This window comes from Lactiplantibacillus argentoratensis (genome assembly GCF_037290055.1).
Taxonomy (GTDB): Bacteria; Bacillota; Bacilli; order Lactobacillales; family Lactobacillaceae; genus Lactiplantibacillus; species Lactiplantibacillus plantarum.
Window position 1 is genome coordinate 667,442 of record NZ_CP147647.1, and the last position, 25,763, is coordinate 693,204.

The following is a 25,763-nucleotide window of genomic DNA, read 5'->3' on the forward strand; positions in this document are numbered from 1 at the left end:
AGTGTTAATTTTAACAGAAATATTAATCAAGCTATATTAAATAACATCAAGCTTAATATTTATTCAAAATCTAGCTAAAAAGCAGTGACCTTGCCGAAATCGCACCGCGAGAACCGGGTTGCCGTGCTATAATGTGAAAGTAAATGATTTTCATGAGGAGGAGGACTATGACTTTCAATTGGAGCGGTTTGTTGACCTTACAAAACTTTGTCCGGCTCCTTGACATTCTCGCGGTATGGTTTGTCATTTATGAGCTGATTGTGTTGCTAAGGGGCACTAAAGCCGTACAACTATTTCGCGGAATCGTTGTAATTGCCATTGTAAAGGCTGTGAGTGTCTTAATTGGTCTGGACACAGTTTCGTGGATTATGGATCAGATTATCAACTGGGCAGTCATTGCGATGGTAATCATCTTCCAGCCCGAAATTCGGCGTGGGCTGGAGCATTTAGGGCGTGGCTCCATGTTTGCACGTGGTAAACGTCAGAATGAAGACGAAGAGCGGATGATTGCCGAACTCGATAAGGCAATTCAATATATGGCCAAGCGGCGTATTGGGGCGCTAATGTCGATTAAGATGGACACGGGTCTTGAGGATTATATCGAGACCGGGATTGCATTAGATGCTGATATCACCGGCGAATTATTGATTAATATTTTCATTCCAAATACGCCGTTACATGACGGCGCCGTTATCATTCAAGATAATCAAATCAAGGTTGCGGCGGCGTACTTGCCATTATCAGAGAGTAATCTGATTCCTAAAGAGTTAGGAACCCGGCACCGTGCTGCGGTTGGGATCAGTGAAGTAACGGACGCCCTCACCATCGTTATTTCGGAAGAAACTGGTGAAGTGTCGATTACGAAGGATAATGAGCTGATGCGGGGAATGACGCGGGAAAACTACTTACGGTATTTCCGCCAAGTCTTGTTAACGCCTGAGGATTCAACCAAGCAAAACGCGCTCCAAAATTGGTTTGGACGAGTTTTCGGAGGAGGTCCCCGAAAATGAAAAAATTTATGAATAGCAATTGGTCTATGCGGTTACTAGCACTGTTGTGTGCGTTGGTGCTCTTTGCCTACGTTAATTCGTTAAAGACGACGCATAATGCCAGCGTTTTGACGAATAGTTCATCGAAAACCACATTGACATCTAATCGTAAAGTGACTATTAGCGCGCCCTTGGAACTGAACGTCAATAGCACGAAATATTTTGTAACGGGTTATCCCGAAAATATTAAGGTTACGATCGAAGGACCGTCCGCTTTAGTAACGACGACGGCTAACACGCAGAACTTTAAAGTCTATGCTAACTTATCTAAGCTGGCGGTCGGACGGCACAGTGTCAAGGTCGAAGTCGATGGTTTGAATAAAGAGTTAAGTTATGGACTTAGTCAAAAGTACATCCATGTCAATATTCAGCCACGGCGAACGGCCACTTATAAGGTCAGTGCGGACTTTAATAAAGCCAATGTTGCAGACGGCTATGAGGTTGGGTCAGCACGGCTCGGGACATCGTCTGTTAAAGTTACGGGTGCTGTCAGCGAAGTTAGCAAGGTTGCCAAGGTCGTCGCAGTCGTTAATACGAACAAGAATTTAGAGAAGTCTGTGAACCAGCAGGCCATCATTGAAGCACTAGATGCCAATGGTCAGAATTTGAACGTTGTCTTGACGCCTTCGACCACGTCGGTGTATATTCCCATTACGCAGGCAACAACGACCAAGGATGTACCAATCGATCTGAAGGCCAGCGGCAAGACCACGGCGGACACCAGTTATTCCTTCTCGTCTGACACGAAGTCGGTGACGGTTACTGGTACGAAGTCGGCACTGGCGAAGTTGAAGTCCTTGCCAGTCAATGTTGATGTGACGAATGTTGATTCAACAACGACTAAGACGGTCGATGTTTCGACTAGCGATGAGGATGGGATTTCTTCAGTTAGCCCAACGTCGGTCAAGGTAAAAATTACAGTTAAAAATGATTAATGATGACACTTTTGAAATGAGGTAAATTATAATGAAATATTTTGGTACTGATGGTGTTCGGGGAATTGCAAACTCAGGTTTAACGCCTGAAATGGCTTTTCGTCTAGGGCGTGCTGGTGGCTACGTCTTGACAGAACATGCGGAAAACAAGAGTACGCAACCACGCGTTTTAGTTGCACGCGATACCCGGATTTCGGGCCAAATGTTGGAAGAAGCCTTGATTGCCGGCTTGCTTTCAGCCGGAATTGAAGTTTTACGTCTCGGTGTAATTACGACGCCTGGGGTGGCCTACTTAGTACGGATCCAAGATGCTGACGCGGGTGTCATGATCTCAGCTTCTCACAATCCAGTTGAAGATAACGGGATCAAGTTCTTCGGTGGCGACGGCTTCAAGTTGTCTGATGCCAAGGAAGAAGAAATCGAAGAATTACTGGATCAACCGAAAGACACTTTACCACGGCCAGCAGCAGAAGGCTTGGGGACAGTTGCTGATTTTCCAGAGGGTAATCTTAAATATTCACAATTCTTGGAACAAACGATTCCAGATGACTTAAGCGGCATTCATTTGGCTGTCGATGGTGCCAATGGTTCTACCAGTAACTTAGTTTCCCGGATCTTTGCGGATTTGAACGTGGAATTTGATACGATGGCGACGGCACCAGATGGCTTGAACATCAACAAAGGGGTCGGCTCGACCCATCCGGAAGCACTATCTAAATTCGTCGTTGAAAAAGGCGCCCAAGTTGGTTTAGCCTTTGATGGTGACGGGGACCGTTGTATCGCAGTCGATGAACTTGGCAACATTATTGACGGTGACAAGATCATGTACATCTGTGGGAAATTCCTCAGTGAACGAGGCAAGTTGAAGCAGGATACGGTCGTCACAACGGTCATGAGTAACCTCGGTTTATACAAGGCCTTAGAAGCAGCTGGTTTGCACAGCAAGCAGACTCAAGTTGGTGACCGCTACGTTGTCGAAGAGATGTTGAAGGACAGCTATAACCTTGGTGGCGAACAATCTGGTCACGTGGTCTTCTTAGACTTTAACACGACGGGTGACGGGATGCTGACTGGGATTCAGTTATTGCACGTCATGAAGGAAACGGGTAAGAAGCTTTCAGAATTAGCCGCTGAAGTGACGACTTACCCACAAAAGTTAGTGAATGTTAAGGTTCAAGATAAGAAAGCCGCTTTGAACAATGATAAGATCAAGGCTGTCATCAAGGACGTTGAAGATGAAATGGCCGGTGATGGGCGCGTCTTGGTACGGCCTTCTGGGACCCAAGATTTATTGCGGGTCATGGCAGAAGCGAAGACCGACGAACTGGTTAGCGCTTATGTAGATCGGATCGTCGATGTGGTCAAAGCTGAAGTTGGCGTTGAATAATTAAGTGATCAGACCGATCATCAAAAAAAGTCGTTACTCCTAGAGTCGCGACTTTTTTTGTTGCCATGAAACGAACGCTTATTGTCAAATGTAGCGGTTGGCGCCGTGGTAAGCCAGTTAACTGATGAGTATTAAGGACCGCTGGCATCTGTAAATCAATTAGGCCGCCAAAAAGTTACAAAAAAATCGAAAATTCGTGACGGCCTTGATTTATAAGCATTTGAGATTGGTATACACGCTAACTAACGCATATACCAATATAATATATTGTTGACTTTTATTAGATGTAACGGTAAAGTTAACTTGTTTCTAGGAAATATACCAATCGGAGGTTAGACTGGACCAATTGTTAATTGGTTAAAGCGGAATAGCGCCAGGACTTTAGAATCTAAAGTTGACGAGGATGACGTTTATCGATAATCGACGGGTGACGTCAGGGACTGCACTCTACAGGTCAATTACAAAAACCGACTGTGAGGTTGGTGACAGATATATTGACCACGCAGCTAGAAACAATTCAAACAGTAAAGGAAGATTAATTTATGTGTGGAATTGTTGGTGTAACGGGTAAAGATAGTGCAGTATCAATCTTATTGAACGGATTGGAAAAGTTGGAATACCGGGGCTATGATTCAGCTGGTATCTATGTCAATGATCAGGATGGTCATGACTATTTAGTTAAGGAAAAGGGCCGAATCGACGACCTACGTAAAGAAGTGGGCGAAGCCGTTCATGGTTCGACCGGGATTGGGCATACTCGCTGGGCGACTCATGGTGAACCAAGTGTTGCCAATGCGCATCCGCAAGTTTCTGCGGATGGCCGCTTCTACTTAGTTCACAATGGCGTGATCGAAAACTTTGAAGACTTAAAACAGACTTATTTAAGTGACGTGACTTTTAAGTCCCAAACGGATACGGAAGTCATTGTTCAATTAGTTGATCGGTTTGTCACCAAGGAAGGTTTGAGCACGTTGGCCGCTTTCCGTAAGACGTTAGGTCTACTCGGCCATTCTTCATACGGGTTCTTACTGATGGATAAGGAAGATCCTGACACCTTATACGTCGCAAAGAACAAGAGTCCATTATTAATTGGGGTCGGTGAAGGCTTCAACGTGGTCTGCTCAGATAGTTTAGCGATGTTAGACCAAACGAAAGATTTCTTGGAATTACATGATGGCGAAATCGTGGTCGTTAAACCTGATGAAATCAAAATCACGAACCAGGCCGGCGAACCAGTTGAACGGAAACCATTCCATGTCGACATTGACGCAGCTCAAGCTGACAAGGGAACTTATCCATTCTACATGTTAAAAGAAATCGACGAACAACCAAACGTCATGCGGAAGTTATCCCAAGTTTATCTTAATGATGCGGGTGATCCAATCATCAATGATGACTTGTTAACAGCCCTTAAAGCAGCCGATCGGTTATACATCGTGGCTGCCGGGACTAGTTATCATGCTGGTTTGGTTGGTGCAAAGTTATTTGAATCGTTGGCTAACGTGCCGACTGAAGTGCACGTTTCGTCAGAATTTGCATACAACCAACCATTATTATCAGCACATCCATTCTTCATCTTCTTGACCCAGTCTGGTGAAACCGCTGATAGTCGTGAAGTGTTATTGAACGTGAACGATCAACATTTCCCAAGCTTGACCATCACGAACGTGCCAAACTCAACGTTATCACGTGAAGCAACGTACACGTTGTTATTGCATGCCGGTCCAGAAATCGCGGTTGCTTCAACCAAAGCCTATACCGCACAGATTGCCTTACAAGCCATCTTGGCTAAAGCGTTAGGCGTGGCCGTTGATCAACCAGCCGCAACGGCCTTCGATGTTAAGCAACAGTTGGCGTTAGTCGCTAATGGCATGCAAAGCTTGGTTGATGAAAAGGCTACTTTCGAAAAGATTGCTAAGGGTGCCTTATTGAATACGCCAAACGCCTTTTATATTGGCCGAGGGCTCGATTACGCGGTCTCATTGGAAACGGCCTTGAAGCTCAAGGAAATCTCTTATGTTCAAGCTGAAGGCTTCGCATCTGGTGAATTAAAGCACGGTACGATTGCTTTGATTGAAAAGGATACCCCCGTGATTGGGATCATTACGCAAAAGAATACCGCTGGGTTGACCCGCTCCAACTTACAAGAAGTTGCTGCACGGGGAGCTAAGACAGTTACTATCGTCACCGATAGTTTAGCTAAAGATGGTGACACGGTTATCTTGCCAACGGTTGATGAACGATTAACGGCTTTGCTTAGTGTTGTTCCTGGTCAGTTATTGGCCTACTATACGAGCTTAAACAAGGGCTTAGATGTGGACAAACCACGGAACCTTGCCAAGAGTGTGACCGTTGAATAATTTAAAGTAAGTGTGTGGGCACCAGGAAACGTCACCGTTCGATTACGGTGGCGTTTTTTGATTGCCCACAAAGCTTTTGCATAATTTTTAACTACTAATATTCATAAGACTATTGTGAAAGTTGACGATCTTTTGGTATGATAAAGTAAGCGGTTGCGATAACACAACTAAATAATTAGACTATTGGGGATGAATGGTCATGCTGAAATATAAATATTTTGCACAGCCAATTAATAACCTTGGAACCAACCGAACAATCTTGTATGAGTTATTATTACGACAGTGGGATGAGAGGCAACAAACTTGGCGAATACCAGCGACCTTTGAAATAGCGCCAACAGAATTGATTCAATTGCTGGATTGCGCTATTCAAGAATTAAATAACCATCATGTTTCCATCAATTTAACGGCGCGTCAGTTTGCTAATCCTGACTTTCAAGTTGCAATTAGTCACTATGTGCAGACGCATTTGTTACCACGAGAACTAACTGTTGAGCTAGTTGCGACACCTGAGCTAAGTGAGTTACAGCAATTAAGTGTTGGGTACCGGGCAGCTGGTATATTACTTGCTTTTGATGATGTTGGTTCTGATAACCTATTCCAACAGATCAAAATGATGTTGCCATATGTGAATACGGTTAAATTCGCGTTACAAAATATGCGACCGCTGGGGACCCCAACTACGGATGCAATTGTTTCGACGCTCAAATTTTGGTTTGATAAGGCGGAGGAACAGCAAATGCTATTTACCTTTGAAGGCATTGAATCAGCGGCTGATGTTCAACTGGCTAATCATCTAGGCATTACGCGAGGGCAAGGATATTATTTTGCCAAACCGCAACTACCCGCGACATTTATGGCATGACAATAGTGGTATGCTACAATAGTATTCGTAGCAATGTAACTGAGTGCCATGTTGATGTTTAATCGGCTGAATCACATGACGAGACGAGGCCGATTTTGTTAGTAAATGATAAAAGATGGGGTGGCTACTTGTGGCAATCAATTTAATTGCAACTGACTTGAATGGAACATTATTGCATCAAGATCAGCGTTTTGACAAAGAACGGTTTAAACGGGTTTTGGCGCAGTTACGGGCGATAAACGTTTCCCTAGTACTTTCGTCCGGTAACCAATATGCCCATCTTAGACAGTTATTTAAAGATGTTATGGCGGATAATCTTATCGTTGTTGCTGAAAATGGGGCGTCGATTTATGCCCAAGACCGCTTGATCTTTGATGGTAGTCTTTCAGCAGACCAGCAACGAAAGTTTGTGACTGTTGATCGTCACCAGCCACTATTCAAAGACGCATACGTAATCTTAGTTGGTAGCCATGGGTCGTATACTGAGTTAGGAGCACCTGATAAGTTAGTAGCGATGGCCCGTCAGTTTTATGATCATTTACACTTGGTTGCGGATCTGGCCACTGTTGATGATACCGTTAAAAAAATCAGTATCTCAACGTCACCGGACCAGGCTGCTGATCTGGTGGCACGAGCTAATGATTTTTTTGATGGCGAGTTACGTGCGCATGATAGTGGGTATGGCGTCTTAGATTTGGTTGATCAGCGGGTCGGAAAATTACCAGCAATTCAATTCTTGGCGACTAAACTTGGGTTAACTGCAGCTAATGTGATGGCCTTCGGTGATGGGGCGAATGATGTCCCATTATTGCGATATGCAGCGCACAGTTATGCGATGTGCAACGCACCGGCGGACATTCAAGCCGCAGCAAAACACGTGACGGCCCTGGATAATGAACATGATGGGGTATTAGCAACCATTGAACAAGAGTTGTTAAATAATTAAAAGCCTATAACTAGTCAGTAAAAAGCTGAGCTATCGAATGAACATCGTTATTCGATAGCTCAGCTTTTTGGGTCCTATTAAAGTGATTGATTAGGGTAGAAGAATTGATGAATGCCATAAGTGTTGAGCGAAACTAAACGCTGCTTTAGTTCAGCCAAAGATAGTCCTAAATCACCATTAAAATAGAGCCGGAAAAAGGTTAAATTGTTGTGGATCAAAAAGCTTGAACAGACCTTAGCATCGATTGCAGATAAATGATAGTTTGTTTGAATCGTCGTTGTAAGCCCTGCTACCACGGCAGCGTGGATTTTCCGAGACAAAAAACTGTAATCATCATTCAACAAAATGACTCGGTGAAAAGCTTCAGATTGGCGAAAATAGGTCACTAAGCGATCAAAGATTAAGCCGGGTTGGCTAATGTTTTTCTTGAAATCTTGCGGGTCAATGAGTGCTAGAATCTTATCAGCACCTTCTTGAACGAACGTTTCCGCTAAATCGTCAATGGAATCGAAATGTAAATAGAAAGTTTTGCGGTTGATATTAGCGACACTTGTGAGCTCCTTAACAGTAATATCACGATAGCGCGGATACTTTAAAGCAAGCGTCCGAAAAGCCTCTTTCAGCGCAGTCTGGGTGCGCTGAACACGTAAGTCAGTAGCTGGCATAATCTGATCCTCCTTATTAATTACATTTGATGGGGTGGTCATTATTAAACCGCCGCTAAATGTACTAGTCGTTAAGCCACATGTGGGTATTATTATCATAATAGCACTTATTTTGATGGTTAACTCGTCCTGAGTCATGACAGATTAACTCGCGCAACGTGCATAATAGCATATGCGCCTAGTAGGTAAATGGTAATGAGGCCATGTCCGTCGACTAAAATGGGTTAGGAGATTTTCGTTCAGTCAATGGTATGGTGTAACGCATTATTAGTGAGTCAAAAAAGCTCCCAGTAGTTTGCATTCTGGGAGGTCAATTTGAATCATTCTTGAGTGGTTAGACGTCGTAAATATTAGAAAAACGATAGGCCGTTTGGTAGGTTACAGGAATATTAGGTTCGATAATGATACTGCCAAATTCCTTGTGGTGAATAGCATCCGGTAATTTTTGTGCTTGCAGGGAAAGACCAAGTTGAGAACGCATCGGTTTACCGCCATTGAGTCGATAACGATCATCACGGTAATTAGTTGCACTGGAAACCACGACTGCCGGAGCGTTCGTTCGCATCGTGACTTTGCGTCCACTGATGCGATCTAGTAATTCTACTTGTGGATATGGGGTGTCGTTTAAGACGAAGCCGTGATGGAGCCCGCCCTTGATGTTAGCAATCTGGGGCCCAACCTCGACTGGGTCACGAAAATCAAATGGGGTGTCGGTGACCCATGGCAACTTACCAGTTGGAATACCGTGTTTGTTTAACGCGGCGTACTCGTCTGCATTGATTTTAAGAAGATGGTGGTCAATGAGGCGTTCCGCATCCCCACTTAGATTGAAGTAGGTATGGTTGCTGGGGTTGAATAAGGTTGTTTTATCACTTTTACCAGTGTAGCTAATAGTAAATTTACCGTCGTTATCTAATACGAAATTAGCCGTGATCGTCATTGTCCCGGGATAGCCGTTCTCACCGTCCAAGGTAATATATTGCATGACGAGTCCAACTTGATCACTAGTATGCAGTTTACGTTCTAAAAACCATGGTTCAAATGAAATTTGAGGCATATTACCACCGTTTAGATGATTTTCGCCCGCATTTTGAGTTAAGTCATACTGCCGCCACCGGGCATTTTTGATGATCCCCGCAACCCGAGCGATGGTTGCACCGAAAAAAGATTGATAGGTGATGTAGTCGGCGCCGTCGTCAAATCCCAAGACAATATTTGCAAAATTACCATCTTTATCATGGGTTTTGATCGCGGTGACTGTGGCGCCCCAGTCCATAATAGTGACGCTCATATGATGATTGTTCACTAATGTATAATAATTAATCCCGTTCCCCTGATGCTCGATTATTTTCATAATGCCCTCACTCCCATAGCTGCCTGACATGTTACCGCCTACTTTTAGTATATTTCATTCTTAAAGGGAATGCGAATAATAACCCAGCAAGTGTTAATGCGAGAGTGACAGGGTTAGTTGCTAGTGAGGTCAATTTAAATAACCAGTGTAAATAATTATAATTGATTGTTGATAATAATTAAAATTATCTAGGTTGAGAAGTTTATTTTAAATCTTGGTAATTGTGAATGGTACCAATCTATTAAATAAGGTGAATTAATTAACTTTGTGCAAGTAAAGACGGCAATTTAGTGGCGAACATGGCTGGCTGAGGGTGTTAGAAAAAGATTAATGAGTAAATAGAAATAATTTATCTATTTATTTTGGCTAACTGTTGACAACGCTTACAATATCGCTTATTCTTAGTTTGTAAGGTATTTAATTACCTTCTAATCAATTCTCTTTCTCTCTTATGCCGACCACTATCTGCTTGGATAGTGGTTTTTTTGAGTGAAATTAGCGAATTTATGGCGGACTAGATGAAGATAAGGCTCTTTTGTAATTTTTGAAGATTGATGTTTACTCAGAAAAAGGAGTGCTCGGCTGATGGTAGCATTTTGGGGCTGACTGAGTTAGTTTAGTGTTCATCAAGTACAGGTGATTAGGCATACCAAGCCTGATCACCTGGCAATTACTGGTCAGTTTTGACACGACTGCCAACCCCGCTTATACTAAAATGTGAAGTGAGGGATTGCAGTTGAAAAACCATGAAGTATTAGACTTAATTCAAGAAATAACACGTAATGATGGGACCTCATACATGGAGATTGGAAATATGTTGATGAATGGCCGCGCTGAGTTAGCAGCTGAACGTGGTTTTATTAAGCAAGTGCGGATATTACAACTAAACATTCCGCATTCCACGCATGTTGCCAAGTATGAGCAATATATTAATGAAACATTTACGATTCCCGATGAAACGATGGATCATTGGGAAGAATGGACAAAAACACCTGACATGCAAGCTGAGGTCGATCTGATTTTGAAAGAAAATCATATTGGCTAAAAGCTGTTAGCAAAAGTCTAGCGCAGGAGTGTGGGTTTATCAAACGGCGGTTGTTTTTTAGTAGGCGCTGGCTCAAAAGTTGAACTTTCAGAATGTCAATTCTCTAAGCTCAGCTTTTTTGTTTGGATCATGAAATTGACTGATTGTGGTGATTTAATTGCGGGTGCGTAGTGGGGGAAAATAACTTACAAACGCTAGTATCAGTGTTATTATCAATAAGCATGTTTAAGGAGGCTCGTTATTAAATGAAGAATGGGGCATTGCTACAATTTATTCAAAGTCATTTCCAGACCCGTTTTCGTTTTCGTAACGCGTTTGAGACCCAATTGACTGTTCAGATTTTAAGTCGATTAATTGGCGAACATCCGGAAAGTTTGTTATTGACTCGGCGAGATGTTGAAGCGTTGGCAGGCTGTTCATTGGACGCGCCGGCACTACAGCGAGAATATTTTCCGCAGCGTGCGATGACACTGTTAGAAACGGCGTTAGATGAGCTGGTTACGTTAAGTGTTATCATACACCAGGATCAGGGCAGGACCCGTTATCCCTTATTTCGGAGCGTACAGCTTGATCAAGTGTGTCAACGAATTGTGTTTAACTTGAACCTGGACGTGTTGCCACAATTAACGGACTGGTCACGGGAATTACAACAAGAACAGGAGCGATTTTAAGTGACAAAGAGTGTGATTGAAACCTTACAGGACCATCGAACGCGGCGACAATTTACCACTGAACCAATTAGTGATGCGCAATTCGCGCAAATCATCACGACGGCACAGCAGATGCCGACTAGCCAATATTTACAAGCATATAGTTTGATTGAAATCACTCAGCCAGCACTACGGCAACAATTGGCCGCCATTACGACGATGCCAACGGTTGGTGAAAACGGCCGTTTATTAGTTGTGGTTGCGGACCAACACCGCAACGTCGCGCTAGCACCGGGCGCAACGACGCGCCGGGCACTGACTGAATTTGACCGTTTTGCCGGTAGTATTGAAGATGCCACGTTGATTACAGCGGCGATGGTGATGGTCGCTGAAAGCATGGGTCTTGGTAGCGTTGTACTCGGATCAATCAACAACGACACGCAGGCGGTAATCGATGCACTACACTTGCCGGACTTGACGTTACCCGTCTTTGGGTTGCAGCTAGGACACCCAGCGGATGTACCTGAAAAGAAACCCCGATTAGGGTTGCCAGCTGTGTTATTTCAAGATACCTATGCTGAGCCCGCGAGTTATCAGGCGGAGCTGGACCGGTTTGATGGCGTTTTGAATCAGTATTACCTACATCGGAGTAGTCACGCCCGTACGGAACACTTAGCACACATGACGCAGGAAGCGACCCACTCAGCGGCCAAACGACGAGAGTTTTTGACAATCGCCAGGCGGCAGGGTTTTTTGCCAGAATTGGACCACTGATCGTTACTATAATAAGAATCAAAACGGCTGAACGAACCATCGCCGGTAATCGTAATGCTCCCATGTCACTATTGGCTGACATGGGATTTTTTTGTGGCAGGAAAAGGCGGTCTATCATTTATTATTAAAATAAGATTAAATATTGTTTTTTTGTTAATGATAATATAATAATATACAAGATGATATTCACTAATCAGGGCTAGGTCGGCATCACTAGAATCAAGTAAAAGCTTAGTCAGTCCATACGCTAACGCCTGCTAGTGATATTGTTGGAGGTTTGAAAGGGGCGGATAATGTGATTAATACAAACTTCAGAAAGCTCGTCTTAGGGCGAGCAGTGGGTAACGCTGGCGATAGCATCTACATGATTGCCATGAACTGGTTCATTCTCCAATTGACCAACAGTGCGTTGTGGATTGGTATCATGAATGTGGCCATTGTTTTACCGGGCGTGTTATTGTTTTTGTTTGGTGACAGCATCGACCGACATTCTAAACGCCGATTATTAGTCGCGGTTGAATTTTCACAGTTAGTGATCGTGGTCATGCTAATTGGATTAGTTGCATTACATATTAAGTTGCCAGGTATCTATGTCGGGCTGGTATTCGTCGCGGCCCTTTTTGGATCACTCGCTTATCCGATTCAAGATGCGTTAGTACCGCTGCTTGTTGAGCAAGACCAGCTCGTCCAAGCGCAAGCGGACATGTCGATTGCCTACAAGGGAACGGATTACGTGTTCAACGCGCTGTCTGGATTTTTGATCAGCCTTTGCTCAGTGCTCGGTGTTTTAATCATGGATGCAGTCACGTTTGTCGTTACCGTTGTCACTTTTAGGCGGATCAAACTCGCTGAACCCCGTCAGCAGCACCCACGGGAAAAAGCCTCGTATCTCAACCAGCTTCTGGTTGGTTTCAAAATTATCAGCACTGATCCACTGCTGCGTTTATTGACGTTTGCGAGCGTCGTCATGAATTTCTTCTTTGGCGGTTTGAATACGTACGTCGTTTTATTCGGCCGGCATTTCGGTGGCTCAATCTACTACGGTATTTTGGAGTCGATGTCAGCCGTTGGAATATTATTAGGGATGACGGTAGTCTACCGACAGTTAAAAAAGTTGACCGTTCGGCAGTCTTACCTCATCGGCAACTTTGGGCGTGCGTTATTCATGATCTTGACAGTAGTGTCGTACAACCAGTTCTGGCTGTTTGCCATCATTTACTTACTGAGCTTTGTCTTTCAAGGACTGACGCAAGTATTTGAGACACCGATGATTCAAGCGACGGTCGGTTCAGACCAACTTGGGAAGGTAATGACCTGCTTTTATACACTGGTTTCCGTGACCTTACCACTGGGTTCTCTAGCTTTTTCCTTCCTAGCCGACCGCTTTGATCTACGGCTATTCTTATTACTATTTGCCCTCTTTTATGCCGGCATATTCCTGCTATTTCTAGCCAGTCACGCCTTCAAAAAAGTAGACGAACTACAATTATCATAACCCCCACGCGATGTTCATTAATCTGTCATCAATCATGATTAAAACGTGCCATTTTTTAAATTCAAAAGCAGCCAGCTTAGGCCCGCTGGAAACAGTTCGGGTTAGCGTAAACCTGCTTAGTTCGTTCGTCCTACGCCGACCTCCAGGCATTTCTGCCAATTGCCGGAACGTAGTGGGCACAGATTTAAGCCGAAGCCCACGTCTTAAATACTGGCCTTTCACTAACCAAGCACAAGACGCTTGCTAAGTGAAATTTCACCACTGGGCATTGTCAGAAACGCCTTCCAGTCGGGATAGTGTTCGAATGGCAGACAGTGAGGTACCCAACTTTTGATGAATTGGTCGTTGCTTTTCATAAACGGTAATTTTGTCAATCAACTGTCAGACTGAAAGTGATATCGAGATAGCTCAACAGGTCTGAATTAGAATAATAAGATTGAAACTCCTGACAGAGTGCCTTATGCATCCTAACCCTTTGTTTAAAGTTCCATTATCAAAATAATCAGCGACCAATTGTACCAAGTTAAGTGGCCGTTCATCAGCCATTCGAGCGGCTTACCGACCGGAGGGGCTGGGTGACAATGCTCAGTAGCCAAATTATTCTTAGCTGGAAGTGCATTTCTTCCGGCTTAGAATAAGACTCGTATTTGAGACCGGGCGGGTTGTGCACGGGCTCAAATCGACGTCGGCTTACGTTCCAGCAATTGTCACCCAGCCCCGGAGGTCGGAATAGGACGCTCACCGGCTGACGAACAGGAATCCACCTAATCGGCACGTTTTAATCATGAAAAGCAACGAACACAGTGCGGATTGTCGGATAGATGAGAATGGCAGTGATGGATGCAAGGAAAATAGTGCTGAGCTAAAAACGTCGTGACTGACTTCAGTCGCGGCGTTTTTGATTAGAAATTTAGTTTAGTTGGGACTTGATTGGGCGTCGATTGGGGTGTGCTTGAATAGTTGGGCTGCTTTGACGGCGGCTTGCCAGCCTTGGTAAAGGTTCGCACGTTTGGGCGCGGCCATTCGGGGTTGGAAGACATTGCCGGTTTGGTGGATTGATTTGAGTTCGTCCAAATCTTGCCAGTATCCCACGGCTAGGCCGGCTAAGAATGCAGCACCGAGTGCGGTCGTTTCGAGGTCAGCGGCCCGGATGATCTTGACATTTGAGATGTCGGCTTGAAATTGCATCAGCCAGTTGTTGCGGGCGGCACCGCCGTCGACCATGAGTGTGGGCATGGTGATGTTGGCGTCGTTTTTCATCGTATCAATGACGTCGCGGGACTGGTAGGCCAGTGATTGTAGTGTGGCTTTAACAAAGTCAGCCCGGGTGGTCCCACGGGTTAAGCCGAAGACGGCGCCACGGGTCTCGGAATCCCAGTAAGGCGCACCCAATCCGGTGAAGGCGGGGACCACGTAAACTTCGTTGTGATTATGGGATTGTAGTGCCAGACTTTCGGATTCCGGTGCGGATTCGATCAGTTGCATGCCATCGCGTAACCATTGTAGGGCTGAACCCGCTACGAAGATAGAGCCTTCAAGTGCATAATTGATGTGGCCATCAAGCCCGTAAGCGATGGTCGTCAAAAGGTTGTGATCGGATAATTGCGGTTGTTCGCCCAAGTTCATGACGGTAAAGGCACCGGTACCATAAGTGTTCTTGACCATACCAGGTTCAAAGGCCATCTGACCGAATAGTGCGGCCTGTTGGTCACCGGCCATTCCACTGATTGGAATTTGGCTGCCGTAAAGCAGGTAATCCTTAGTCGTGCCGTAAATTTCAGAGTTGGAACGCACTTCTGGGAGCATCGCGGCAGGAATATTTAGTAAATCGAGGATCGTTTGATCCCATTGTAAATCGTGAATGTTGAATAACATGGTACGACTGGCGTTGGTGTAGTCGGTGACGTGGGTCTCGCCACCAGTCAGTTTCCAGACGAGCCAAGTATCAATGGTACCGAAAAGAAGTTCGCCACGTTCCGCACGTTTTTGGGCGCCATCAACGTGGTCTAAGATCCAGCGAATCTTCGTTGCTGAAAAGTAGGCGTCAGTCACTAGGCCAGTGTGCCGGTGGATTAGATCGCCCATCCCATCAGCAATGAGTTGCTCGGCTAACGGTGCAGTTTGCCGGGACTGCCAGACGATGGCGTTATAAATCGGTAAGCCAGTCTGTTTGTCCCAGACAACGGTAGTCTCGCGTTGGTTAGTGATCCCGATGGCTTCGATTTGATTAGGTTTAATATTAGCGTCAATTAAAACATTGGCGATTGTTGAGGAAACCGCGTTCCAGATTTCGGTGGCGTCATGTTCGACCCAACCCGGTTGCGGAAAGTATTGTGGAAACTCCTTTTGAGCGTCGGCAACTTTTTGACCGGCGTGATTAAAAATAATGGTGCGGGTACTAGTGGTCCCCTCATCAATGGCCATGATATATTTGGCTGACATAACTTGTTCCTCCAAAGATTGTAATCAATAACATCATCTTTGATGCTAGCATGGATAATTGGATTTGTGAATAAATATCAAAAACTTAATATATGAACCAGCATCTCATGAAGTACCTGAAATCAACTATCACACCCATACCAATCCGTTAAAACGAGGAAAGGGTTACCATTCCTATTTTGATAACACCGTATTTGTACAACGGTTAGTAACGGTGCTGAACTAAGATTAATGAATATTTGAAATGTAGACCAATCAGCATATAATGGGGGTTCAAATCAGTGCGAAATGGAGGATTCCTAGTATGCAAAAACGACGCTTTTTCCTTAAAGGTTCCGCTGCCGAGGTCGCTTGGCTCAATCAGCAGGCAGTGCGGGGGTACCAGCTGACGGCGATTCACGGTCTAACTTATCAGTTTACAGAAGTTCCACAAGCACGTCAGCTGATTGCCGAGTATATGCCACAGACGACGTTGCAGGCTATGACGACGGTCTTCCAACCACTTGCGAGTTATAGGTTTCATAATGACATGGCGGTGGTCTATTCAGCTGTAGCCCCTAAACAACGCGTGGTCAATAATGATCAACAATACCGCTTAGTCGTGTATCGGCATGCCCGCGATATGGCTTTGAATTGGCTCAATGGCTGGGTCCTGGCGGTCTGGCTCATGATGAGTGCGACGATTGTGATTAGCTCGCAATTGCAAGCAACGCCGCTATTAACTCGGTTGTTATTAGTGGGGTTGGCACTTGGTGCGGGGTTAATGGTGGCTGGTATTATCACCGGTGCTCGAGCAGCGATTCGTTGTCACCGTGAAGTGTGTCGCCTGATTCGAGTCACGGGAGATGATCACGAGACGTGGAAGCCGACTTTCCACGTGTTATTTAAGCATCAGCAGGCCGCTCCCGATACGACTTGCTGGGAGGATATCGGCAAGTGGCAGCTGGCATTGCATAACCAGCGCGGCGACTATTACTTCGAGTTAAAAACAACGTTAAGTGAATTAGAAATTACTAATACATTAGCGCAACGCTTTTCAAAGCAGGACTTTGCCGTGATTTCCTGGTTAGGTTTGTACGTTGTTTGAGGGGTGTATCCTATTAATTATGTGAATTTAATGTGACTTTTTTTAAGAAAGACTTGTTTTCTATCATAAAAGCGTGTATAAATACAGTCATAGACATTGCCCGGTAGTTCAGCGGTAGAATAATTGACTGTTAATCAAGAGGTCGCTGGTTCGATCCCAGCCCGGGCAGTTGGTCATGTTTAGTGAAGTAGCGGTATCTCGTGAGATACCGCTTTTGTCGGCACGAGCTTAGGATACTGCTGGTGTCTGATGGGTAACTGACTGGTGGAACTTTAGAAATAATTAAGCAAAAAAAGTCCTGACAAACCTTGACTATTCTTGACTAAAACCGTATACTTACTATATTAAAGTAAGTGGTGCAAAGTCACTTGCTGAAACTTAGGAGGAATTCATCGTGACAGTAAACTTATATTATTCAACGTCCAGCAAGTCTAGTCGTAGTGCGCGAGCATGGTTAGTTGAGAATAACATTCCATTCAATGAACGCGACATTATTGCTAATCCTCTGGATCGCGATGAATTGAAACAAATCCTCCGGCTCACTGAAAATGGCTTCGAGGACATTGTTTCAACGCGTTCTAAGGCTTTCAAAGCATTACACATTGATTTGTCGGACTTAGGATTCAATCAGTTATTGGACCTATTAGTTGAAAAACCACAATTACTCAAGCGGCCAATCATTTATGATGGTCGGCGGTTACAAATCGGTTATAACGAAGAGGACATTCGGGCATTTTTGCCACGTTCGGTACGTAAGTCTGAATTACGTGAAATTCAACAAAAACTTTATGACGATGATCAACAAGCAGTTGGTTAATCAAATTTAGCGTTTGAGACGAAACCGACCCTTCAAGAATTGCGATGGCATTCTTGAAGGGTCGGTTTTTTGTCGAAAGCGCGATAGCAGCCGGACACCAGGGTGCGTCTGAGTGCGTGTCATCTTAACGGCGGCGTATCGTGGGGGGCAGTTGTTTCAAGCAACGGTAAGCGGCTGTTATCTTTGTTGAGTAAGCAGATTACTTGGTATAATCGGTTAGTTTGTGTACAATGTAAAAAAGCCTTACAGGAAATGGAGATTTTAACATAATGAGTGAACAAGACAAAGCCGCCTGGGCGATCCAGGCGCTCGCCGCTTTGAAAACGGCTGATAATCAAGTTATTGTGGAGAGCATCATTAAGGTGATCGATGACCAACAAGCTGAAATCGAGAGTCTACGGGGTTCAATGGAAGGGCAATTATGGAGTCCCACTAGCTGGCATCAAGATCAGCAAGCGCAACGTGCCGCGCGTGATCACAAGCCCACAACTAACAAGTAACATTGAGCAGACGCCACCAAAAGACGGTTGTTAGACTATTATTGGTCTAATAACCGTCTTTTTTGGACACTGTTTTTGTGAATTTAAATTGCGCACGATGCCGTGATGCACGGAGAACTAGTGCGTATAGCCAGCAACTCCGGGGATTCAAGTATCAAGATGCACTGACAACGTGTAATTGTGATCAGTAATCTGCGATGCTGGTCTTGTGACGTTGAGCCACAAATTGGCAGGTAGCTGCGACGAGTCCACCAAGCAGGATACCCGCTGCGTTGGCAATGACGTCGTTGATATCGCTACTGCGATTGATCAGCCAATGTTGTGACATGAAATATTGCAGACTTTCAATGCTGGCACCCATCAACAAGCCCGTTAATCCGAGACCCAATAGTGAGTAGTGATGAAAGTGGCGTTTAATTCCCCAGCCCAACGGTATCGTTAGGATGATATTTTCGATAAAGCCTAGTCCGTGAAGATATAGCCGTGATAGGTTCACCTGACCGACACCCGCCGGCATGACATAGACAGCGGTCCCATCGAATGACAGGGGGGTAAACAGGATGACACTCAGGCCAAATAAGTAACCTAGGCTGAGTAGTTGCCGCGTCCGGGCCTGTGGTTGGCGAACGTGGACAAGAATCACTAAACAACTTAGTGTTGCGACTATTAAAATAATTCTGAACGGTTCCCAGCGCATGACACCACTCCTCGGTTTTGATTAACTGTATCTTACCGTAAACTCGGTGGTCAGAAGTAAAGAAGACGTGAAGCTTAACGAAGCCTTTACCGGCTTAACCAAATCCCAAGTAAATCAGTGGTTAGATGATCGTGATTGATGTTGGCCGCCAGCCATATTCGCAATTGGTTTCGTGGTCAGCGCTAAAGCTACTACGATCATGGTGATAATTAGACTGAACCAGAGTGCAATCTGGGTGCCGAGGGTGGTTTGCATCGTGCTCGAAGCACTCGGTGCGATGCGGGTACCCAATGTAATCAAGACGGCCATAATGGCGGTACCGAGCGAACCGGAATACTGTTGTAGGGTGTTGAAAAGCGCGTTGCCATCGCCCATTAGTTGGGGCGGCAATTGTTGTAAGCCATACGTCAGGGCATTGTTAAATAAGCAACTGAACCCAATTTGAAAGCCAACAAATAAGCCAATGATCAAGCCGACCGAGAGATGCTGGGCTAGTCCTGCCAAGCCCAGTGTTGCCAACAACAAAAAGCCACTACCAATTTGGAACGGTCGCTGAATACCGCGATGGTCCATCAATTTACCGGCCAAAGGTGACAGCACCGCTGAACATAAGCTCCCTGCTAATAGCATTAAGCCCGACACTAACGCATTTTTACCCAAAGCGAGTTGTGCAAAATTGGGGAGCAGGAAAGTCAGACCAATCTGAATGAATTGAATGAAGAAGTAAATGAGAAGCGCCCGGGTAAAGTTACCCTGTTGGAAGACGGCCAGGTTGATTAGCGGGTGCGTGGTGCGGGTTGCCGAACGGGCAAAAGTCAGTACGGCGAGTACCGCTAATAACAGTGGTAACCCGACAAATACTAAGCTTAAGCCATATGTGCTCAGGTTATTGACGCTAAAAATCAGTAGGATGAGTGCCGCGACGACTAGCCCGAATTGGCATAAGGGGAACGGCCGTGACCGTGGTGCCTGTGTTTGGCGGATCGTTTTGGCCGTAATCAGCCAAGCAATCAAACCAAACGGTAGGGTGATGCCGAAAATCAAGCGCCAGGATAACAACTGTGTCACTAAGCCGCCATACGTTGGTCCGAGTGAAGGGGCCAATGCGATCAACATTCCAGCGGTCCCCGTAAAATGACCCTGAGCAGTGAAAGGGACTTGGGTCATGATTTGCGCGAACACTAATGGTAATGCTAAGCCAGTTCCGATGGCTTGAATGATCCGACCGAGTAGTAATAACCAGAGTTGTGGCGCGACGGTACATAATAAACCGCCGAGGACGAAACCGGCCCCGCCAACGTTAATAATCGTCCGCCAGTGGAAGCGTTGTTGAATAAACGCCGTAATGACCATGGTAGCGGCTACGGCGAGCAAATAGGCGGTCGTAACCCACTGTACCGTTGCTAGAGTGGCGTGGAATTGGTGCATCAAGGTCGGAAAAGTAACGTTCATCGATGTTTCAACTAAAATGCCGCAAAAAGCCAGACTGGCGGTGCCAAAAATTGCAACCTTCGTTTGGGTTGGGATGACAGGTGTTGTTGTAGACAAAATAAAACCTCCATTGATCAAGGCCAGCTCGTTTCGTGTGTGAAACGACGCTTTTCTTGATCAATGGAGATCCCATTGTAAAGATATACAAGCATCAAAGACGACCTTGATGAATTTATTAATGCTTTAATCCTAGCATACTACTGATAAAAATGTCAGTCCGTTTTTTTTATTCGCTGACTTTAGCGCTTTGTTCGGCTAAAGCAGTCAGGTGCTCGAATAGGATACCTTCACGCAAGCCATTTTGAGAGAAAATCATCCGGTCAGAATCTAAGAAGCGCATCAGACTAATGGCAGGAATCATCCCACCAACAATAATATCAGCCCGGTCCTTTGCTAATCCAGGAATAGCCGCACGCCCAGCCGCATCCTGACTAATGACAGTGTTGAACGTGTCATAGATGGCGTTGTCGCGTAACCGATAACCGTGAATATCTTCAAAGTTGAGAATATTGCATTTGCGCCGGTTAATCTTGGCTAACGTCCGGTTACTGCCACCTAAACAGACGAGTGGCAAGTTAAGACCGTTCCGCAACCACCAGACGCTATTAAAGATCTTATCAACGAACGTCATCGTTTTAAATAATTGGCTCGCGGTGACTTGGTCGTTGAGACCGAACTTTTCGGATAAGCTGACTGCACCAATCGGCAGACTGATTAACTCCTTAGCTTGGCCGTTTACGATAAGGACGAGTTCGCAGCTACCGCCACCAGTATCGACCATGACGCAGTTGGTCGTTGGGAGCGTGTTGACCACACCTAGATAATCGTAATAGGCTTCGGTTGTTCCAGGAATCACTTCGATGTCTAGCCCAACATCATTTTTAACGCGTTTGAGAAACTTCTTTTGGTTGCTAGCCTTGCGTGTCGCGGCAGTTGCCACGGCTTTGATGGTTAAGTTGGGCAAGTCTTTGTAGACCGCAGCAAACGACTTTAGCGCTGCAATCGTGCGGTCAATGGCATCGGCTTGAAGGGTCGGCGTATCCGTGGCGTTTTCGTTCTCGGATAGCCGTACCATTTCCTTGAGTCGGTGAGTGACCGTATAACTACCGTCTTCCTGAATCTGTGTAATTGTCATTCGACATGAATTGGAACCTAAGTCAATGACCGCAAAGTTTTCCATCGCTAATCATCCTCTCTATCAAGATCTGAGGCATCGGGTTCATTCTTGGGACTCATCATCGGAATGAACTGGTGCGCGTTGCTTGTGGGCGTAGTCTCGCCGTGATCAGCCTTGACCGCTTGCTCGGCTTCGTGAATGAATTCGGCTTGCGAGTCTAAAACCTCTAAGCCGCGCCCATCCACACGGGCGTACGTATTATCTGGTTGCAAAATACGCGTTTTGACCGTGTCAGCCCACATCGTTTCAAAAATTGTCATCGCACGGTGACTGATTTCTGGCTGAAGCAGCGGGAACAATAATTCGACCCGGCGATTTAGGTTACGGGTCATCATATCCGCACTGGATAAGTAAATTTGCGGTTCACCGTCGTTGCTGAAGTAGTAGATTCGGCTGTGCTCTAGCAGGCGACCGATGATCGAGTGGACCTCAATGTTATCCGAGATGCCTTTGATACCCGTTCGTAAGCAACAAATCCCCCGGATGATCAGTTGGATCTTAACACCAGCGTGCGAGGCTTCGTAGAGTTTACTAATAATCTGTGGATCAGATAACGAGTTCATCTTCATCTTCACAACTGCAGGCCGACCAGCTTTGGCAATGGCAATCTCATCATCCAGCTTTTCGTTGATAAAGTCGCGGATGCCATCTGGTGAGATGTGCAATTTGTGGAAGTACGGTGGTTCAGAATAGCCAGACAACATGTTAAAGATGTTGGAAGCATCGATCCCCATATCCGTATCAGCGGTGAAAAGCCCCATATCCGTGTAGAAATGGGCGGTGACATCGTTATAATTCCCAGTGCCCATGTGCATATAGCGCTTGATACCTTCGTTTTCACGCCGAACAACGAGGGCCAGCTTACAGTGTGTCTTAAGCCCGATCAGACCATAAATTACGTGACAACCCATTTCTTCAAGCTTTTTCGCCCAGTGAACGTTATTTTCTTCATCAAAACGGGCCTTAACTTCAACGAGAACGGTTACTTGTTTGCCATTTTGGGCAGCCTGGCCGAGATACTTGATAATTGGTGAATCGGCTGATACGCGGTACAGTGTCATCTTAATGGCTAACACGTCCTCATCTTCCGCAGCTTCATGGATAAAGTCCACAACGGGTTTGAAATCATCGTACGGATATTGCATTAAAATGTCGTGGTCCTTGATGAGATCAAAGATGGATCGTTCGCGGTACTTCGCGGGATAGTAGGCATGGTATTTTGGATAATTCAAGTCTTCGTGGCCCTGCACGACTTTCACCAGCTTGGATAAGAAGGTCAAGTTGAGGGGACCGTTGATAACGTATAGCGCGCTTTCGTTAATTCCAAGGGCTTTCGCGAGTCGCGTACGTTGATGTTTGCTCATACTCTTTTCGACTTCTAAGCGCATGACCTTACCGCGTTCACGCATCTTTAATTGTTTTTGAACTTCCTTTAATAAGTCCGAAGTATCCTCTTCGGCGACATCTAAGTCCAAATCCCGCATGACGCGGTAACAGCTCGTTTCCTTGACCGTGTAGTTGATAAATAGTGAGCCGACAAAGGCTTTGATAATTTCCTCAATCAGAATAAACTGGTTCGGTGCGCCTGGCAAAACGACCACGCGAGGAAAGACGTCCGGCACTTGAACGGTGGCAAACTTGCGGTCCTTCTTATCCCCATTTTTATAAATCCGTAAGGCGATGTTGAGTGTATTATTCCCAATGAACGGGAATGGGCGTGAAGAGTCGTCTGCCATCGGTGTTAAAGCCGGGTACAGCTCATCGTCAAAGTAGTTCTTAACAAAGGCGTGTTGTTCCTCGTTTAGATCAGCCATCGACAAGAGATGAATCGCGTGCTGTTCCAGCAATGGCAAAAGCGAGCGGTTTAATGTATTGTATTGACGCTTGACCATCTCGTGGGCTTTATCACTGATTGCACTGACTTGATCAGCAGCGGTCAGTCCCGCGGGATCCGGTTTAGTGTAATTGACTGACATCAATTTACGTAATGATGCGACCCGGACCGTGAAGAATTCGTCAAGATTACTCTGTGTGATCCCGAGAAAACGGACACGTTCTAGCAAGGGGTTATCCTTATCACGTGCTTCATCAAGGACACGATAGTTAAAATCAAGCCAGCTGAGTTCACGGTTTGTATAATAACTTTCTTTATAATAATTCATTTAACGTACCCCCCGTAGTTTAATCACTGGTGTTAAACCAAAGACTTCTTTAAAGAATTCCGCTTTTTGTGCGAATACCCAATTTTCTAAGAAGAGGTCATCATGAGCAAAGCAAGTAATGATGACCCGTGGATTGCGAATCGAAACGGAAATCTTATCAATTTTTTGTTTGCGACCGTCATCCAAAGCGTCCGCAATTCTCAAGATGGCGGATAGCTTGGAGACTAGTAAGCGTTGTTCGACTTGTAGGTGTCCAAAGTGCCGAATGTCTTTCGACGGCGTTTGCGCGCTATGGTAACGCGAGATCAAGGCGACCATGAGCTTTTCAGTATCAGTCAGCCCCATCAGTTCGGTGGCCTGCAAGATATAGTCCGAATGTAAGTAATGTTGGTGTGGGTCGATATAGCTCCCAACGTCGTGCACGATGGCGGCGACTTGCAAGAGTAGGCGTTCACGTTTACCTAAGTGGTGTAGCGGTTTGAGCTGGTCGAACAGGTGCAATGAGAATTTGGTGACCAAATCGCGGTGCTTAGGTTCAACATTATACCGGTCCGCGATGTTCTTGGCGGCCGTCACGATCTGATCATTAAAGTTATATTTTTTATAGCCCAACTTAATGGCTTCTTGAATAATTAACCCATCCAGCACGGTCACGTTGCCAAGCCAGATTTTCTCAGCATTAGTGAGTTGTAGTAACTCGTTAATAAGTAGTAATTCGGGCACGATTAGGCGCACGTCTTCTTCATCAACTTCGTATTTATCCATTAAATACTGGTCAGAAGCGTTCAACACGTCCTCATATAAAGCTTGAAAATCTGCTTTGCTGAGTTCCTCCACGCCAGCTTTTGATTGTTGTTGGCGAAAGAGGGTGGCAAACGGCGCGACGCCGAGCATGACGACGTTACTAGGCTGATCTCTTCGCCCAGGCAAGAAGCGACCAAAGTCAACGATTTGACTCGAAATATAATCATCCAAAACTTCGACATAGTTAGGCACGCTCGATTGCAAATCTTCAAGAACTTCCGCGATTCGAACTGGTCCTAAACGGAGGCTACGAGAATAGACAAAGTTGCGCTGATCATAGTGTGAAATACCGACACTCCCAGAGTTGATTCCTAATAAGTAAGTCGGCTTTGTGATCATTTCCTTGAAACGTGGAAAGTGTACCGCGACCGCAACTGAACGCAGGTAGGTTTCCTGACTGCTCGATAACCAGTCGATTTTGAGCCCCGTCCGAACGAGCAACTGGTCTTGAATATAGTCGGCATTGTTGGCGGATGACAAGGACCACGACCCCCATAAATGGTAGTCCTTAACGCCGTAATCGTTCATGATTTGTACGAAACCACTCAAGGCTTGAGCAGCTTGCTCCACTGAATCATAATCGATCGTATGTTGATCATAAATATCTTCACCGAGTGAAACGTCGGAACGAACCCGTTCCACTTGGCGTAATGTGCGTAGATTGACGATCGACAGTTCAATGCTCTGAACGTTAATCATCATAATTCCAAATAATTTTGCTGCCATGGCGATCCCCCATTTTTATGAATTCCTGACCCCCAATAAGGTTAAAGTCACGTATTTGCTTTAAGTTTAACACAGGTTGGGGTTAGTTAAATTAGTATTTTAGTGGTGAAACAGTTAGCGATTACTTTTAGTTTTTATTCGAAAGTTAAGGGTAATTAAAACCCATATTAACTTTGCATGAATCGTGTAGCCGGGTCCTTGTTACTTCAGCGCGTCTGATGGGCAGACGAGTCCTTGAGGTGATACTGATTTGGACTTTTCCAACTCTCTTGAGCTTGACCTTAAAGTCTGGCGTATCATACAGAAAAGGCGTGGTTCAGCCGTAACGAGTACGC

Annotated in this window: 21 protein-coding genes and 1 tRNA gene; 14 read left to right on the forward strand and 8 right to left on the reverse strand. The window is 45.3% G+C overall.

Translation table 11 applies throughout. The features are described from left to right. Positions 1-167: 167 nt before the first annotated feature. The 6 genes from cdaA (at position 168) to V7R88_RS03110 (ending at position 7,542) form a co-directional block, all read left to right on the forward strand. On the forward strand, positions 168-1,010 hold the full coding sequence (gene cdaA, locus V7R88_RS03085) for a diadenylate cyclase CdaA (protein ID WP_054399002.1): 843 nt from the start codon (positions 168-170) through the stop codon (positions 1,008-1,010). Beyond that, a complete protein-coding gene (locus tag V7R88_RS03090; RefSeq protein WP_054399000.1) occupies positions 1,007-1,984 on the forward strand; it encodes a CdaR family protein in 978 nt (325 codons plus the stop codon). Before cdaA ends, V7R88_RS03090 begins: the two co-directional genes overlap by 4 nt. Before the next feature lie 31 nt (positions 1,985-2,015). Next, on the forward strand, positions 2,016-3,371 hold the full coding sequence (glmM, locus tag V7R88_RS03095; RefSeq protein WP_054398998.1) for a phosphoglucosamine mutase: 1,356 nt from the start codon (positions 2,016-2,018) through the stop codon (positions 3,369-3,371). Positions 3,372-3,913: 542 nt separating this feature from the next. After that, on the forward strand, positions 3,914-5,731 hold the full coding sequence (gene glmS, locus V7R88_RS03100; RefSeq protein ID WP_054398996.1) for a glutamine--fructose-6-phosphate transaminase (isomerizing): 1,818 nt from the start codon (positions 3,914-3,916) through the stop codon (positions 5,729-5,731). Between the two features lie 199 nt (positions 5,732-5,930). Then, positions 5,931-6,596 (forward strand): EAL domain-containing protein, encoded by a 666-nt coding sequence (locus tag V7R88_RS03105; protein ID WP_022637901.1) that lies wholly within the window; start codon positions 5,931-5,933, stop codon positions 6,594-6,596. Positions 6,597-6,726: 130 nt separating this feature from the next. Next, positions 6,727-7,542 carry a Cof-type HAD-IIB family hydrolase gene (locus V7R88_RS03110; protein ID WP_054398994.1) on the forward strand — a complete coding sequence of 272 codons (816 nt, stop codon included), beginning with the start codon at positions 6,727-6,729 and terminating at the stop codon, positions 7,540-7,542. A gap of 77 nt (positions 7,543-7,619) precedes the next feature. Here the strand turns inward: V7R88_RS03110 and V7R88_RS03115 are convergent, their stop codons facing one another. Both V7R88_RS03115 and V7R88_RS03120 read right to left on the reverse strand, forming a co-directional pair. After that, positions 7,620-8,207 carry a TetR/AcrR family transcriptional regulator gene (locus tag V7R88_RS03115; RefSeq protein ID WP_003645807.1) on the reverse strand — a complete coding sequence of 196 codons (588 nt, stop codon included), beginning with the start codon at positions 8,205-8,207 and terminating at the stop codon, positions 7,620-7,622. Between the two features lie 334 nt (positions 8,208-8,541). Next, entirely contained in the window at positions 8,542-9,591 is a 1,050-nt protein-coding gene (locus tag V7R88_RS03120; RefSeq protein ID WP_054398990.1) for an aldose epimerase family protein, read from the reverse strand. A gap of 706 nt (positions 9,592-10,297) precedes the next feature. Between V7R88_RS03120 and V7R88_RS03125 the strand changes: the two genes are divergently transcribed. From V7R88_RS03125 to V7R88_RS03140, 4 genes are all read left to right on the forward strand, one after another. Then, positions 10,298-10,606 (forward strand): hypothetical protein, encoded by a 309-nt coding sequence (locus V7R88_RS03125; RefSeq protein WP_011101169.1) that lies wholly within the window; start codon positions 10,298-10,300, stop codon positions 10,604-10,606. Positions 10,607-10,851: 245 nt separating this feature from the next. After that, positions 10,852-11,277: a hypothetical protein gene (locus V7R88_RS03130; protein ID WP_003641081.1), complete on the forward strand. Its 426-nt coding sequence runs from the start codon at positions 10,852-10,854 to the stop codon at positions 11,275-11,277. Next, positions 11,278-12,030, forward strand: a complete 753-nt coding sequence (locus V7R88_RS03135; protein WP_054398989.1) for a nitroreductase family protein — start codon at positions 11,278-11,280, stop codon at positions 12,028-12,030. 295 nt (positions 12,031-12,325) lie between these two features. Continuing rightward, entirely contained in the window at positions 12,326-13,525 is a 1,200-nt protein-coding gene (locus V7R88_RS03140) for an MFS transporter (protein WP_054398987.1), read from the forward strand. Between the two features lie 915 nt (positions 13,526-14,440). Here V7R88_RS03140 and glpK read toward each other — a convergent pair. Continuing rightward, complete coding sequence (gene glpK, locus V7R88_RS03145) at positions 14,441-15,967, reverse strand: glycerol kinase GlpK (protein ID WP_054398985.1); 1,527 nt, start codon at positions 15,965-15,967, stop codon at positions 14,441-14,443. Between the two features lie 304 nt (positions 15,968-16,271). Between glpK and V7R88_RS03150 the strand changes: the two genes are divergently transcribed. The 4 genes from V7R88_RS03150 to V7R88_RS03165 all read left to right on the forward strand — a co-directional run bounded on the left by V7R88_RS03150 (position 16,272) and on the right by V7R88_RS03165 (position 18,371). After that, on the forward strand, positions 16,272-17,054 hold the full coding sequence (locus V7R88_RS03150; RefSeq protein ID WP_054398983.1) for a hypothetical protein: 783 nt from the start codon (positions 16,272-16,274) through the stop codon (positions 17,052-17,054). A gap of 97 nt (positions 17,055-17,151) precedes the next feature. Beyond that, a tRNA-Asn gene (locus tag V7R88_RS03155) sits at positions 17,152-17,223 on the forward strand. 225 nt (positions 17,224-17,448) lie between these two features. After that, positions 17,449-17,871 carry a Spx/MgsR family RNA polymerase-binding regulatory protein gene (locus tag V7R88_RS03160; RefSeq protein ID WP_003641090.1) on the forward strand — a complete coding sequence of 141 codons (423 nt, stop codon included), beginning with the start codon at positions 17,449-17,451 and terminating at the stop codon, positions 17,869-17,871. A gap of 269 nt (positions 17,872-18,140) precedes the next feature. Beyond that, positions 18,141-18,371: a hypothetical protein gene (locus V7R88_RS03165; protein WP_054398981.1), complete on the forward strand. Its 231-nt coding sequence runs from the start codon at positions 18,141-18,143 to the stop codon at positions 18,369-18,371. A 184-nt stretch (positions 18,372-18,555) separates the two neighbouring features. On the opposite strand, the gene V7R88_RS03170 is transcribed toward V7R88_RS03165, so the two are convergent. From V7R88_RS03170 to V7R88_RS03190, 5 genes are all read right to left on the reverse strand, one after another. Continuing rightward, positions 18,556-19,068 (reverse strand): VanZ family protein, encoded by a 513-nt coding sequence (locus tag V7R88_RS03170; RefSeq protein ID WP_054398979.1) that lies wholly within the window; start codon positions 19,066-19,068, stop codon positions 18,556-18,558. Between the two features lie 114 nt (positions 19,069-19,182). Next, the gene (locus V7R88_RS03175) at positions 19,183-20,616 is read right to left on the reverse strand and encodes an MFS transporter (RefSeq protein WP_114648297.1); all 1,434 of its coding nucleotides are present in this window, start codon (positions 20,614-20,616) and stop codon (positions 19,183-19,185) included. 169 nt (positions 20,617-20,785) lie between these two features. Beyond that, the gene (gene ppx, locus V7R88_RS03180) at positions 20,786-21,739 is read right to left on the reverse strand and encodes an exopolyphosphatase (RefSeq protein WP_054398977.1); all 954 of its coding nucleotides are present in this window, start codon (positions 21,737-21,739) and stop codon (positions 20,786-20,788) included. 2 nt (positions 21,740-21,741) lie between these two features. Continuing rightward, entirely contained in the window at positions 21,742-23,898 is a 2,157-nt protein-coding gene (locus tag V7R88_RS03185) for an RNA degradosome polyphosphate kinase (RefSeq protein WP_114648298.1), read from the reverse strand. Next, entirely contained in the window at positions 23,899-25,428 is a 1,530-nt protein-coding gene (locus V7R88_RS03190; protein WP_214417597.1) for an HD domain-containing protein, read from the reverse strand. Positions 25,429-25,763: the final 335 nt, after the last annotated feature.